We start from the raw sequence: 14199 nt of genomic DNA on the forward strand, positions 1-14199 counted from the left end.
CCCAGAAACCCCAGCTTTCGCGCGGCAGGCTGGCCTGCACCGCCAGTTCGTCGCCGCGGCCGCCGGCGAGGAAGCCGCCCGGTTTGTTGGCGATGGCGTAGGTGTCGGCCCAGATGTGCCAGTTGCCCCTGACTGCGGCCGCGCGCATGCGCGTGCTGAACAGCGGCCCGCCCGTCTCGGTCAGCGTCTCGGCGCCTGCCCGCCAGTTGATCAACTCGATCGCGCGCGGCGAGAAGGCGCGGTCGACCGTCCCGGCGAAACCGGCGTCATGCACCGCGTCATCGGCGATGATCGGCATGAACTGGAAGCCGCCGCCAATGGTCTCCATGGCGGCCTTGACCGTGGAAATCCGTTGTGAATTCCACAGGTTCTCCTTGACGATGACCTGTTCGGCCATGCCGAGACCGCGAGCGACCGCAATCATGCCCGGGAGGGCGCCGACGTCGAGCTTGTTGTCGAGGTTGATGAGGATGCGGTTTCTGGTCGCCATCAGCATCTCGTGCAGCGTCGAGACTGTTTCACTTGTCGCCGCACCGGTGCCCTCGACCACCAGCCGGCATGTCTTCAGTTCGGCCAGCGTGTACATGACCACCTCGCCCTTGCAGGTCGTGGTGCGGTCGAGCCAGCTGTCATGCATGACGACGAACTCGCCGTCCTTCGAGCGCCTGATGTCGACCTCGACGATTTCGGCGCCCATGGCGATCGAGCCCTCCACGGCGGCAATCGAATTTTCCGCGTAGAGCGTCTTGCCGGCCTGCATGCTGCCGGCGCGATGCGCAGCCACCATGACGTGATCGCGCCATTGGTTGGCATGCTCGAAGCGGTCGAGGATCTGTCTGGCGCGGGTCTCGCCGGCCAAGGCCTGGCCAGAGGCGGCTGCCACGGCCGTGTAAAGCAGAAAACTCAGCCAGATGGTCCGCATCGAGAATCGCTCCTTGCCGGATCGACACCCGGATAGGCGACGCCCGTGACATCTGGGTGAACGAAGCCGGCTAGCGGAATACTCGCAGCAGGTGCGTCAGATGCGTTTCGAGAGCCTGCGGAACCACGCCATGGCCGGCATCTCGACAAAACGCCAGGTGATCCAGGAGGCGGCAATGGTAGCGGCGAGCATGACGACGATCGCCACCGCCCCCGTCCAGCCGGCACCGAAGCCGGTGGCAGGCTGGCCGCGCAGCATGAAGTCGCCGATCAGGCCAAGGCCGAGCTTGCGCTCGACGAGCCCCGCGACGTTGATCAGGCGCGCCTGGACGAAGATGTGGACCATGTAGATCGAATAGGACAGCGCGCCGAGCGTCAGCATGAACGGGGCTCTGAGCAAGGCGCTGATCCAGCCACCCTCATGGGCGAACAGAAACAGCGCCAGCGCGAACACCAGGGGTGCCGCGATGCCGAAGTCATTGTCGCCCGCCAGCGAAACGAAAAGCACGATGACGGCCACCATGACGATTTCGGCAAGGGTCCAGTCCATCCGCGGGCCGCCCCTGGCGAGAGCCTGTCGCGCCCCTGCAATGGAATCATGCTGAAACCAGGCCAGCAAGGCGCCGAGCGAGAAGCCGTACAGGCAACGGATGAAGCCGAAATCGAAGGACACATCCATATGATGGGTCGAGAAGCCGAGCAGGAACAGCGGCGCGGTGACGGCGGCCGCGACGAACCATATCCAGGCGCGCACGCCGGCGACGAAGACCACGCCGGCAAACAGGAGATAGGCGAAGAACTCGGCCGAAATGCTCCAGCTCGGCGCATTCCAGGTCAATTGATCCTCGAAGCCGACACCCTGCAGCAGAAGGAGATTGGCAAGCAGGCTGTTGAGGTCGAAGCCGCCGGTGAAGGGGGCAGCCCCCGTGCCGTGCAATTGCGGCAGCATCAGCCGCAGCAGCTCGAAACCGGCGAAGGCGGCAAGCATGAGCAGATGCAGCGGGTAGATGCGGCCGAAACGGACCAGGGCGAAACGCGCGACCTGTCCCGGTTGGTTGAGCCGATCGCCGTAGCTGCTGGCGATGACGAAGCCGGAAAGGACGAAGAAGAAATCGACGAACAGGTAGGACGAACCGATGAAGGCGCTTTGCGAAATCGTCGAACCGGTAGGAAAGTGAAACAGCGCCACCAGAAGCGCGCAGATGCCGCGCCACGAATCGAGGACCAGGAAGCGTTCGCCGGCGACCGTGCCGGTGTGGGTCGACGCCGCGGCACGGGTGGGGTTGAGAAACGCGGTCTGCGTCATGATGATACAATCCTGTCTTGCCGTGGCACTCGGGCAGCGCCATTCCGTCTCGCCAAGCTATGACTGGCATCTTCCGTGCCGGTTCTGTAGTTGTTGCAACCCGATGAAAAACGAGGATCCGTAATGGCGAACCACACCATCGACAACGCCTTCACCGCCCGTTCCAAAACGGGCGCCGCGTTCGAGCCGACCTATTCCGGCGCGCTGTCGTTCATGCGGCGCAAATACACCAAGGACGTGAAGGGCGCGGATGCGGTGGTGTGGGGTATTCCCTTCGATGCCGCCGTCACCAACCGGCCTGGCGCCCGCTTCGGGCCGCAGGCGATCCGCCGTGCCTCGGCGATCCTCGACAACGACCCGCAATATCCCTTTTCACGCGATCTGTTCGAGCATCTGGCGGTCGTCGACTATGGCGATTGCCTGCTCGATTCGGGCAACCATCAGAAGACGCCCGGCACGATCGAGCGCGAAGCGGCGAAGATCCTCAAATCAGGCGCCTTCCTGTTGACGCTCGGCGGCGATCATTTCGTCACCTGGCCACTGCTCAAGGCGCATGCCGCCATCCATGGTCCGCTCGCTTTGGTGCAGTTCGACGCCCACCAGGACACCTGGCCGGACGACGGCAAGCGCATCGACCACGGCTCCTTCGTCGGTCGCGCCGTCAAGGAAGGCATCATCGATCCCGACCGGTCGATCCAGATCGGCATCCGCACCCATGCGCCCGACACGTTCGGCATCAAGATCCTCCATGGCCATGAAATCGAGGAGATGCGGGCGTCCGACATTGCCTACGCCATTGTCGACCGCACCGGCGGCAAGAAGACCTATCTCACCTTCGACATCGACTGCCTCGATCCGGCCTATGCGCCCGGCACAGGCACGCCGGTTGCCGGCGGCCCGTCCTCGGCCAAGATCCTGTCGACTCTGCGCCAGCTCAACCAGATCGATATTGTCGGCGCCGATGTCGTAGAGGTTGCGCCGGCCTATGATCACGCCGATATAACGGCAATCGCCGGCTCGATGGTGGCCATGCAATATCTCGGTCTGCTTGCTGAACGGAAAGCCCGGCTTGAAGAGCTGAACAACGGCAATCACAATGGTGCCGCAGTGATTCAGGGTCAGGGCATATAGTCTTGAAAACTCAGGGAATTTGAACAACCCATGAAACCGAAAATCTTCATCGACGGCGAACACGGCACCACCGGCCTGCAGATCAGGGCGCTGCTTGCCGAGCGCGGTGATCTGGAGATCATTTCCATCCCCACCGAGCGTCGCAAGGAAACGGCGGCACGTGCCGAGTTCCTCAATGCCGCCGATGTCGCTATCCTGTGCCTGCCCGACGACGCGGCGAAGGAAAGCGTCTCGCTGATCGCCAACGACACCACCAGGGTCATCGATGCGTCGACCGCGCATCGCGTGGCGGAGGGCTGGGCGTATGGTTTCGCCGAGATGGACAAGGACCAGGCAAAGGCGATTGCCTCGGCAAAGCGCGTCGCCAACCCAGGCTGCTGGCCGCAGGGACCGATCGCGACGCTGCGGCCGCTGGTCACAGCAGGCCTGCTGCCGGCCGATTTTCCGATCACCGTCAACGGCATTTCGGGCTATTCCGGCGGCGGACGGCCGATGATCGAGGACTACGTCGCCAAGGGCGAGGACGCCTCGGAATTCCTGCCTTACGGCCTCACCCTGCAGCACAAGCACGTGCCGGAATTGAGGGCCTATGCAAGGCTGTCGCATGATCCGATCATGCAGCCGGCGGTCGGCAATTTCGCGCAAGGCATGATCACCGTGGTGCCATTGCAACTCGGCGGCCTCGACCATGTGCCGACCGGTGCGGAGCTGCATGCGGCGATTGCCGACCATTTCGCCGCCATCAAGGGCGGTGTGGTCGAGGTGGCGCCCTATGCGCATTCGGAGCGCATGCCGGAGATCGATCCGGAGATCTACAACGGCACCAACCGGATGAAGGTCTATGTCTTCGCCAACGACAAACGGGCGCAGGCCCTGCTGCTGGCGGTCTACGACAATCTCGGCAAGGGCGCCTCGGGTGCCGCCGTCCAGAACATGGATCTGATGCTCGGCCTCTGATGGACACGCCAGCCTTTCCGGCGCGCTGGAAAGTCAGCGCGCCCGAACTCGTTGCCGAGACCTTTTCGAGCCGCATCTGGAAGGTTTTGCGCGAAGACGGATCGCCGGCGATCGTCAAGGCGCTGAAGCCTTTCGATGACGTCGCCGACGAGTTGCGCGGAGAGCACTATCTCGCCTGGCGGCGCGGCGAAGGCGCGGTGCGTCTGCTCGGCCGCGACGGCCACAGCATGCTGCTCGAATATGCCGGTGAAACCCTGCTGCAGCAGGTTCTCGACGAACAGGGCGACTTTGCCGCGACCGCAATCGCGGCGGAGCTGATGGCAAAACTGTTTTCACGGGGGAAAGCCCCCTACCCGCCCGAGCTTCAGCCGCTCCGGGAACGCTTCGCCAGCCTGTTCGACAAGGCGAATACCGATCGCGACGCCGGCCTTGACAGCCTCTATGTCGAGGCAGCCGTCATCGCCGAGCGGCTGCTGGCCGATCCGCACGACATCAGGCCCCTGCATGGCGATCTGCATCACGAAAACATCCTGCACGGGCCGCGCGGCTGGCTGGCGATCGATCCGAAGGGCGTGCTCGGCGATCCCGGCTTCGACGCGGCGAACATGTTCTACAACCCGCTCGACCGGGACGATCTCTGCCTCGATCCGAAGCGGATCGCTGATATGGCCGAGATCTTTGCCAGAACACTGAGCCAGACACCGACCGCTATCCTCGATCATGCCATTGCCTATGGATGCCTGTCGGCGTCCTGGCATCACGAGGACGACAATGCGGTCGAGGAGAATCGCGAATTGTCGATCGTCAAGGCGATCCGGGCGGTGCGGGCAAGCTTCTGATCCGACCCAGTAGATCGGCTCGGGATCAGCCCCTGAGCGCTATTCCCGTCGGCAAGGGATAGGCGCCCTTGGTGCCGCGCCAATGGGCTGCTGCAAAGCCCAGCACGATCAGCGCAAATCCCTGATGGGTCAGCGCCATATGCAACGGCACATGCATGAGCAGCGTGCCGACGCCGATCGAGGCCTGCACCAGCACCAGTAGAAACAGCAGCGTCGCGCGGCGCGCATGCGTCGAGCCTGGCAGCCGCCGGCGCGTGGCGATCATGTGCCACAAGGCCACGACGAATACCGTGTAAGCGCCAAGCCGATGGACGAACTGCACCGTCTTCGGGCTCTCGAAGAAGTTGCGCCATGCCGGCTCGAGGATCAGCAGATCGCCGGGAATGATCTTGCCGTCCATCAGCGGCCAGGTGTTGTAGCTCAGACCCGCATCGAGCCCGGCGACCAGGCCGCCGAGATAGATCTGGATCAGCGCCAGCAGCACGATGAAGCCGGCCAGCCTCTGCGTCGACCTATCGGCGGCAGGCTCGGAATGCGGCGCCAACCCGCGCGCGACCACCATGGTGGCGGTGAAGATCAGTGCGGCAAGGGTCAGGTGGGTCGCCAGGCGGTACTGGCTGACGGAGACCCGGTCGACCAGGCCAGAGGCCACCATCCACCAGCCGATGGCGCCTTGCAGGCCGCCAAGCAGCAGAATGCCCACGAGTTTCCGACCCAGGCCGCGCTCGATGCGGCGCGTTGCCCAGAAAAACAGCAGCGGCAAGGCGAAGACCAGGCCGACGCTGCGCGCCAGGATGCGATGCGCCCATTCCCACCAGAAGATCGATTTGAACGCTTCGATGCCCATGCCCTTGTTGAGCTCGGCATATTGCGGGATCTGCTGGTAGAGCTGGAATTCCTCTTGCCACTCGGCATCGTTGAGCGGCGGGATCACGCCATGGATCGGCTTCCACTGCGTAATCGACAGGCCGGAATCGGTGAGCCTGGTGGCGCCGCCGACCAGCACCAGCGCAAACAGCACCAGAAGCACCACATAGAGCCAGGCGCGCAGCAGCGCCCGGTTATGCAGGTCGCGGTCGCGGGCGACGTATGGCGCGGCAGCTGATATGGCAGCCATGATCTTGTCCCGGCAGGTTGATTTGGCGGATTGGTGGACCATCGCACCCGTGCTGGCAAGACCATCCGGCGCGGCACGCCGTCGCGCCGCGTCTCACCGGTTGCGCAGTCTCGCCTCAAGGCCTATGCGAGGCCGTTACCCCTTGAGCCTGCCAGGCCGCCTGTGCAAATTCCGGCATGCTCGATCAGGAGACCAACCATGCCCCTGCGCCTGAAAAAGCTGATCGGAATGTTTCTGCTGGTGGCGCTGGTCATCATCTATGCGCTGGTCGCATCGATCTTCGCGGTCGCCCGGCTGTCGGAGTCGGGTCCGTGGGTGCATTTCCTGTTCTTCCTGCTCAGCGGCCTGGTCTGGGTGCTGCCGGCAATGGGCATCATCAAATGGCTGATGCTGGAGCCGAGGGCCAAGCGCTAGGCGAAACCGCCAGCGTCAGATGGTGACGACCATCTTGCCGGCATTGGCGAGCGGCGTCGTCACGCCCGACAGCATGGTGCGAATATGGGCGAGGCTCTGATAGCGGCCGTTGACGGAAATCCGCGGCAAAGCCTGCAGGAACCCGGCATGTTCGGCGCGCAGCACGCCGTGGCGCGTCGTCACGGCAGAGGTGTAGCCTGCGTCACGGGCAAAGCCGACTTCGCGACAGCCTACGGCACTCGCATAGCCATAGGGGTAAGCGAAATGGCGGGGCTCTTCGCCCAGTTCGGCCAGCAACATGGCGCGCACGGCGCCGATCTCGTGCCGGGCATCGGCTTCGGAGAGCCGCTTCAGATTGCTGTGGTTGATCGTATGGGCGCCGATCGTCACCAGCGGATGCGCGGCGATGCGGCGGATTTCGTCCCAGTTCATCAATGTGCGCAGGCGCGGACCGTCGGCGTCGATGCCATTTGCGCGAGCCAGATCGCGCAACACCGCCTGCAGGTCCTTCTCGCGGATTTCGGAGGTGAGATAGGCGTGCAGGCGTGCATTGGCCTGCAGCTTCTTCGCGGGGGTCGAGCAATCGATCGTCAGCGGACCCTTCGGCCGCGTCAGCGTCAAGGTATCGCGCGCGTTGACGATGTCCTCGACAACGTCCCACCACAGGTCGGCTGTGCCGTTGATCAGCCCGGGCGCGACATAGATGGTGATCGGCGCGCCGTGCTTCTCCAGCACCGGCAGCGCCTCGACCATATTGTCGCGATAGGCATCGTCGGCGGTGATCGTGGCAAACTGACCGCCTTTGCCGCCCGCCTTGATGCGCTCGACGGCTTCGTCCATGGAGACGAAGGCATAGCCATGCGCCTTCATGTCGGCGATCATGGCATCGAGGAACCCGGGCGCGATATTCAGATGCCGGTTGACGCCGTCCGGCTTTTCCGGCGTCGCGGTAACACGGTGCAGCATCAGGATGGCGCCAATGCCGCCGATGAACGGCTTGGCCAGCGGTGCAAGGCCGGTATAGCGGGCGACGTTCAGCGCCAGTTTCCGGATTGCCTCCCCGCCGTCGATCATTCATTCACCTTTTGCGCCTAGGCTGATCCAAGCACGGAATGCGCCTATGCGAACCCCCAAATCGCGACCAATACGCCCTAAGGATTGAGGTATGGTTGACGCAACTGCGTCATTTGACGGCAATCGGCTTGCGGCAACCGAGGCATCGTCGCGCGCCTTGCCACGGGACCGTGCCGGCCTGTCGATCTCGGTGGCGTCCACGGACGGACTGGCGGCCTATGCCGAGTTCTGCCGCTCGGCTCTGTTTGGTCCGGCGCAGAGTGCTGCCTGGATCCTGAACTGGGCGGCCGAGACACGACCGGACCTGCTCGTCGCGACGCTGAGTGCCGAGGGCAAACCGGTTTTTTCGCTGGCGCTGGAGGTTGCCTCGAAGGGGCCGTTCCGGATCGCCCGCTTCATGGGTGGGCGCCACGCCAACGGCAACTTCGTCGCCGCGGACCCGAACTGGCTGGCCAAGGTGGATATGCCGGCCCTCCGATCGGTGCTGGCGGCCATCGCCGAGGCACGCCCGGACATCGATCTGGTCGCGCTCGAGCGGTTGCTGCCCGATCTCGACGGCGTCGCCAATCCGCTCGCATCGCTTGACCATTTTTCCAGCCCCAATCTGTCGCTGGCCGTCGATCTCGCCGGCGGCTTCGATGCGCTGCTTTCTCGCGCCAGTGGCAAACGCAAACGCAAGAAGCACCGGTCGCAGATCCGGAAATTCGAGACCGTCGGCAGCCACCGGCGCATCGAGGCCCGCACCCCGGACGAGATCGACAGGCTGCTCGACGCCTTCTTCGAGATGAAGGAACTCCGCTTCCGCAAGATGGGCATCGCCAACGTCTTCGGCGACGCGCAGGTGCGCGGCTTCTTCCGCGCGCTGTTTTCGCAAGCACTTAGCGAGGACAAGCCTTCCTTCGTGCTGCACGGGCTCGAGGTTGCCGGCAAGCTGCGCGCCATTACCGGTTCAAGCCGCTCGGGCAAACGCCTGATCTGCGAATTCGGAGCGATCGCCGAGGACGATCTCGGGCACGCCAGCCCCGGCGACTTCCTGTTCTTCGACAACATCCAGGAAGCCTGCGAGACCGGTTTCGAGGTGTATGACTTTTCGGTAGGAGATGAGCCTTACAAGCGGCTGTGGTGCGATATCGAAACGCGGCATTTCGAAGTGCTGGTCCCCTTGACCGTGAAGGGCCGCATGCTGGCGCTGACGCTTCGGCAAGGCGCGCGGCTGAAAGCCTTCGTCAAGAACAGCCCGACGATCTGGAAGCTGACCAAGGTGCTGCGCCGCAAAGCCGCCGGCCAGGCGGCGCCCTCGGAAGAAGATAGCTAACGCAATGACGCCGATCATCCGCACACTGTCCCTGCAGGAACTGGCGCTTCTCGTCGACTGGGCAGCTGCGGAAGGCTGGAACCCAGGTCTTGAAGACCCGGCGATGCTCCAGGCGGCGGACCCCGAAGGCTTCATCGGCGCCTTTGTCGGCGACGACATGGTCGCGGCAATTTCGGCCGTGGCCTATGGCAGCGAATTCGGCTTCATCGGCCTCTACATCTCCCGGCCTGACATGCGCGGCATGGGCTACGGCAAGACGGTGTGGGACGCCGGCATGAAAAGGCTTGCAGGCCGGACCGTCGGCCTTGACGGCGTCGCCGAGCAGCAGGCCAATTACCGGCGCAAGGGCTTCGCGCCGGCCTACGAGACCATCCGCTTCACCGGGCGCAAGGCAGGCCCGACGGCCAGGGCCGATGGGTTGCGGATGATTACAACGCAACTCCTGTCCGATGTCGTCGCCTATGACGCCCATTGCTTTCCGGCGCCCCGAGACGCCTTTCTGAAGCGATGGCTGCAAGAACCGCATCATGGGTTGGCGGCAATCGGTTCGCGCGGCGTCACCGGCTTTGGCGTGGTGCGCCGGTGCCGATCCGGCTTCAAGATCGGCCCGCTGTTTGCCGACGACATGGAAATCGCTTCGCAACTCCTGGAGGGACTGGCCGGTGCCTGTGAGGGCGGCGAGCTGCATATCGACGTCCCCGCCGATAACACCGGTTTCATAACTGCGCTCGATGCGGCCGGCTTTGCGCCGACCTTCACCACCACGCGCATGTACAAGGGGCCTGCCCCGGAACTGGACCTGCAAAGGGTGTTCGGCGTAACGACCCTGGAACTGGGCTAGATCGGGCGAACCGCTGAACGGCTCCGCCAGGCGATCCGCAGCTCTCTCAGGCGGCGGCAGTGCGCCGTCCCGGCACCGGATTGCCGGGCGGTTCGTGGCCGAGCGGCGTCACCAGCGTCAGGTCGGGATAGCCGTTCTCGATCAGCTTGACGGCAGCCTGCGTCACCTCGTCGTCGGCCTCCAGCATGGAGAGAAAGACCTCGGTGGCGTCGCCGGTCAGACGGCCGATGCCCTGCGCGTCGGCTGGTCCGCATTCGACCACGACCAGATCATAAGCCGTTGTCAGCGACTGCATAATGATCGGCAGCCGGTCGGCAGCGCGCATGGCGCGGACCGGATCGGCGGTTCCGACCGGAATGACGTGACAGTCCGAGTAGAGATCGGCATGGATGACGTCACTGAACTGCGCTTCCGAAGCGAGCAGGTTGGTGATGCCGGGAAAAAGTCCGCTGTCCAGCATCGGCCGCGAGGCGGCCCCCGACGCTGTGAGGTCCAGCAACAGCACGCGCAGCCCGGCGTCGGCGACTTCGCGCGCCACCAGGATCGCCGATGCAGCCGCCTCGTCGCCTTCCGGCGAGACGAATATGGCGCGCGCCGCACCGCTTGAGATCAGCTTTTCGGCAGCCCTTTCGATGTCGATCTCGCCCAGGGTGGAGCGCGCCGGTTCGGGCTCGACAACCGTTTGCTCTGTCGCCGCCGTAGCGGGCATTGCGACCGCATCCGGCGCCTCGGCCATGGCCTGCATCGCAGCGGCAAAAGGCTCCGCATCGGCTTCATGCGCAGGTTCAGGCAGTTCCTGGTGAATGACGGGTTCCTGGAAGACGGCAGGCTCGTGGCGGACAAATGGCTTGGCGGCCGGCGTCTGCGCCACATGGGGCATCGCGACCTCATCGATCCGTTCGAAACGGGAACCGCTCGCCGGCCGCATCGCGCGGCCTGAGAACAGCTCCCGCAGAAGCGTCACGATGGCCATGATCAGCAGCGATGCGGCGAAAGCCGCGCCGACGATCGGCCCCACCTTCGGGAAATAGGCCTCGGAGGGAACCGACGCCTTCGAGGCGATCCGGGCGTCGACCGGCAGATAGTTGCGGTCCTGGCGCGAAGCGGCTTCGCGGTAGTTGGTCAGGTAGAGTTCGAGCTGCTGTCGCTTGGCGGTCGCGTCGCGCTGCAGTGCGTCGAGGTCGACCTGTTGTTCGCCGGCCTGCGCCGAAGCGGCTTTCAATGTGTTGACGTCGGCGACGAGCTGGTTCTCGCGGGCCTTTGCCGTCTCGGCCTGCATCAACAGGCCTTTCATGATCTTCTGGGCCTCGCTGCGGATCTGCGCGTCGAGATCGGACAGTTGCGATTTCAGCGCGCGAATGCGCGGATGATTGCCAAGCAGCGTCGTCGACAGATCGGCGATGTTGGAGCGCAATTCGACCTGTCGCTCACGCAAGCGCTGGATCAGGTCCGATGACAGAACCTCCGGCACTGCGTCCAGCGAACCGCCATTCTGCAGCGCCCTGCGCACACCGTCGGCGGTCGCTTCGGCCGCAGCGCGGTTGGCGCGCACTTTCGACAGTTCGCTCGACAGTTCCGAAAGCTGCTGGGTGGCCAGCACCGAATTGTTGCCACCCATCAGAAGATCGGACTGGGCTCGGTAGGCGGCGACCTTCGCCTCCGCATCCTTGACCTGCCGCTGCAGGTCGGCGATCTCGGGCGCCAGGAAGTCTGCCGCGGCGCTGTTCGATTCGAGCTTGGCCGCCCCTTGCCCCGCTATATAGGCGGCAGCGATGGCGTCCGGTATGGCGGCCGCGAGCTTGGGATCTTCCGATGAGAACTCGATGGCAATGATGCGGGTCTTCTCGACGCCGTAGACGTTGAGCTTCTCGTGCATTTTCTTGAGCACGCGCTCTTCCGTCGGAATTTCCATCGGGTCGCTTTTCAGGCCGACCAGGACCAGAGCGCGGCTCAGCGCCGACATGTCGAGCGCTTCATTGAACTCGGGCAGTTTTTCCAGCCCAAGCTTTTGCGAGACCTGCTTGAGGATTTCGTTGGAGGAAATGATCTGGACCTGGGTGGCGACGCCCTGCTCGTCGAGAATAGGCTTGTCGGTGTCGTTGTTGTTGCTGGCCGGCCGCGTGTAGATGGATTCGCGCGGCGCGATCTCCACCTGCGTCTCGGCCTTGTAGTGCCGGGTTGCCAGCGAGGCGAAAGCAAAGGCCAGCCCGGTCGCCAACAGGACGACGAGGCCTATACGCAGCCAATTCCTCGCCAGGCTGGCGAAGAGCTGCCTGAGATCGACATCGACATCTGCGGCCGCGGACTGAACGGACATGCATCCCTACTCCGATACTGGGTCAGCACGCACCGTAAACAACTATGGTAACTCAGCCGTTAAGATCGCGGTAAGTTTCCGTTAGGGTTTACTGGCGGGCGACAAACAAAACCGCCAGAAATCGCAAAAACTCTTGCCGATGCGCCACGTGTCGGCCGCTCCCTTTACCGGCCATTAACCCTAACAGGATGATAACGGGCCTCGATCCCTGATGTTTGCTGCGACGCCGCAGCGGCCCAGTCGAAGGTACTTGTCCGGTCATGAAAAGCACTGCTTCCCTGTTTCGCGCGCTGCTTGCCGTATCGATGCTGGCTGGCTGTTCCAGCTACCGGCCGACGCCGGCCGCCTTCCATGAGGTGCTCGATCAGCCCTATCGTCTTGGCGCCGGCGATCGCGTCCGCGTCACCGTGTTCGAGCAGGACGGGCTGACCAACACCTACAGCGTCGATCAATCCGGCTATCTCTCCTTCCCGCTTGTCGGCGCCATACCGGCGCGCGGCCACACCGCGCAGCAGATGGAAAAGGAGATCGCCGACAAATTGCGGCAAGGCTATCTGCGCGATCCCGACGTTTCGGTCGAGATCGACCGCTACCGGCCGATCTTCGTCATGGGCGAAGTGGGTGCCGCCGGCCAATACTCTTACGTCCCCGGCCTGACGGTGCAGAAGGCAATCGCCATTGCCGGCGGCTTCACGCCGCGCGCCAACCAGGAAAGCGTCGACATCACCCGCGACATCAACGGCAAGGTGATGACCGGCCGCGTGGTCACCTCCGACCCGCTGCTGCCGGGCGATACGGTCTACGTCCGCGAACGCCTGTTCTGACAGATACCAAGTGGCGGACAGGCTCAGGATCGTCCATTGCTTTCGCTCACCCGTCGGAGGAATTTTCCGGCATGTGCGCGACCTGACCGAGGCGCAGGTCGCCGCCGGGCATTCCGTCGGCATCGTCTGCGATTCGACGACGGGCGGCGCGTTCGAGGAACATCTGTTCGAGCAGATGAAGAACATGCTGGCGCTCGGCATTCATCGCACGCCGATGCAGCGCCACGTCGGTCCCGGCGACCTTGCCTCGGCTTGGCGCACGTACAGGATCATCAAGGAATTGCGGCCGGACGTACTGCACGGGCACGGCGCCAAGGGTGGCGCCTATGCCCGTCTGTTCGGCTCGTTGTTGCGGGTATCAAGGTCTCGCGTAGCCCGCCTTTATTCGCCGCATGGCGGCTCCCTCCACTATGACGAGAACACGACCACCGGAAAGCTGTTCTTCGCGCTCGAGCGCTTCATGGCTCGCTTCACCGACTATCTGCTGTTTGTCTCGGACTATGAGCGGCGGACCTATCGCCACAAGGTCGGCGAGCCGCCCATTCCCAACACCCTCGTCTATAACGGCCTGCGCGCCACTGAATTCGAGCCGGTGATCACCGCGCCGGACGCAGCCGACCTGCTTTATATCGGCATGATGCGCGACCTGAAGGGGCCGGACATCTTCATCGACGCATTGGCGCTCGCCGGCCCACGGTTCGGCCGCGCGCTGACCGCGGTGATGGTCGGCGACGGCGACGACCTACCGCGTTACCACGGGCAAGTGAAACGCCTCGGGCTCGAGCGCCATGTCCGCTTCCTACCGCCGATGCCGGCCAGGGAGGCCTTTGCCCTTGCCGCGCTTATCATCGTTCCTTCGCGCGCCGAAGCCATGCCCTATATCGTCCTGGAAACGCTTGCCGCGGGAAAGCCGATGATCGCAACAGCGGTCGGCGGCATTCCGGAGATATTCGACACCGGTTCCCCTGCCCTGATCCGACCTGACCCGATCGAGCTCGCCGAAAGGATGAGCCAAGCGCTGGCCGACCCGGCCGCCTATCGCGACCTGATGCCGGATGGGGCCGACCTCAAGGCACGCTTCGGCGCCGATGTGATGGCCGCCGACATCGAGAACGCCTATTTCGCCGCGCTCGACAAGTAGGC

Annotated in this window: 13 protein-coding genes; 8 read left to right on the top strand and 5 right to left on the bottom strand. The window is 64.0% G+C overall.

Annotation, left to right across the window (positions count from 1 at the left end):
- Together EOC83_RS10610 and EOC83_RS10615 are read right to left on the bottom strand one after the other, a co-directional pair.
- On the bottom strand, positions 1-922 hold a 922-nt coding region (locus tag EOC83_RS10610), incomplete at its 3' end, for a glycerophosphodiester phosphodiesterase family protein (protein ID WP_164762421.1).
- Between the two features lie 96 nt (positions 923-1018).
- Positions 1019-2227 (bottom strand): acyltransferase, encoded by a 1209-nt coding sequence (locus EOC83_RS10615; RefSeq protein ID WP_013532210.1) that lies wholly within the window; start codon positions 2225-2227, stop codon positions 1019-1021.
- A gap of 123 nt (positions 2228-2350) precedes the next feature.
- Between EOC83_RS10615 and speB the strand changes: the two genes are divergently transcribed.
- Genes speB through EOC83_RS10630 form a run of 3 tightly spaced genes read left to right on the top strand, consistent with a single transcriptional unit; the run spans position 2351 to position 5154 of the window.
- Positions 2351-3358, top strand: coding sequence for an agmatinase (gene speB, locus EOC83_RS10620; protein ID WP_013532211.1), 1008 nt, complete (start codon positions 2351-2353; stop codon positions 3356-3358).
- 30 nt (positions 3359-3388) lie between these two features.
- Entirely contained in the window at positions 3389-4315 is a 927-nt protein-coding gene (gene argC / locus EOC83_RS10625; RefSeq protein WP_013532212.1) for an N-acetyl-gamma-glutamyl-phosphate reductase, read from the top strand.
- On the top strand, positions 4312-5154 hold the full coding sequence (locus EOC83_RS10630) for an aminoglycoside phosphotransferase family protein (RefSeq protein ID WP_199489656.1): 843 nt from the start codon (positions 4312-4314) through the stop codon (positions 5152-5154). The genes argC and EOC83_RS10630 overlap by 4 nt, the downstream gene beginning before the upstream one ends.
- 25 nt (positions 5155-5179) lie before the next feature.
- Here the strand turns inward: EOC83_RS10630 and EOC83_RS10635 are convergent, their stop codons facing one another.
- Complete coding sequence (locus EOC83_RS10635) at positions 5180-6271, bottom strand: COX15/CtaA family protein (protein WP_082826667.1); 1092 nt, start codon at positions 6269-6271, stop codon at positions 5180-5182.
- Positions 6272-6469: 198 nt separating this feature from the next.
- Here EOC83_RS10635 and EOC83_RS10640 point away from each other — a divergent pair, with 198 nt between their 5' ends.
- On the top strand, positions 6470-6685 hold the full coding sequence (locus EOC83_RS10640; protein WP_063167779.1) for a DUF2842 domain-containing protein: 216 nt from the start codon (positions 6470-6472) through the stop codon (positions 6683-6685).
- Positions 6686-6700: 15 nt separating this feature from the next.
- Here EOC83_RS10640 and EOC83_RS10645 read toward each other — a convergent pair whose 3' ends face one another.
- On the bottom strand, positions 6701-7759 hold the full coding sequence (locus EOC83_RS10645) for a polysaccharide deacetylase family protein (RefSeq protein ID WP_063167778.1): 1059 nt from the start codon (positions 7757-7759) through the stop codon (positions 6701-6703).
- 91 nt (positions 7760-7850) lie between these two features.
- On the opposite strand from EOC83_RS10645, the gene EOC83_RS10650 reads away from it, so the two are divergent.
- Entirely contained in the window at positions 7851-9074 is a 1224-nt protein-coding gene (locus EOC83_RS10650) for a GNAT family N-acetyltransferase (protein WP_063167777.1), read from the top strand.
- A 4-nt stretch (positions 9075-9078) separates the two neighbouring features.
- Positions 9079-9915, top strand: coding sequence for a GNAT family N-acetyltransferase (locus EOC83_RS10655; RefSeq protein ID WP_063167776.1), 837 nt, complete (start codon positions 9079-9081; stop codon positions 9913-9915).
- Positions 9916-9961: 46 nt separating this feature from the next.
- On the opposite strand, the gene EOC83_RS10660 is transcribed toward EOC83_RS10655, so the two are convergent.
- Positions 9962-12232 carry an exopolysaccharide transport family protein gene (locus EOC83_RS10660; RefSeq protein ID WP_063167775.1) on the bottom strand — a complete coding sequence of 757 codons (2271 nt, stop codon included), beginning with the start codon at positions 12230-12232 and terminating at the stop codon, positions 9962-9964.
- Between the two features lie 260 nt (positions 12233-12492).
- Between EOC83_RS10660 and EOC83_RS10665 the strand changes: the two genes are divergently transcribed.
- Positions 12493-13056, top strand: a complete 564-nt coding sequence (locus EOC83_RS10665) for a polysaccharide biosynthesis/export family protein (protein WP_013532220.1) — start codon at positions 12493-12495, stop codon at positions 13054-13056.
- Between the two features lie 10 nt (positions 13057-13066).
- Positions 13067-14197 carry a glycosyltransferase family 4 protein gene (locus EOC83_RS10670; RefSeq protein WP_063167774.1) on the top strand — a complete coding sequence of 377 codons (1131 nt, stop codon included), beginning with the start codon at positions 13067-13069 and terminating at the stop codon, positions 14195-14197.
- Positions 14198-14199: the final 2 nt, after the last annotated feature.

The organism is Mesorhizobium sp. Primo-A, assembly GCF_003997175.1.
In the GTDB taxonomy this organism is placed as follows: domain Bacteria; phylum Pseudomonadota; class Alphaproteobacteria; order Rhizobiales; family Rhizobiaceae; genus Mesorhizobium; species Mesorhizobium ciceri.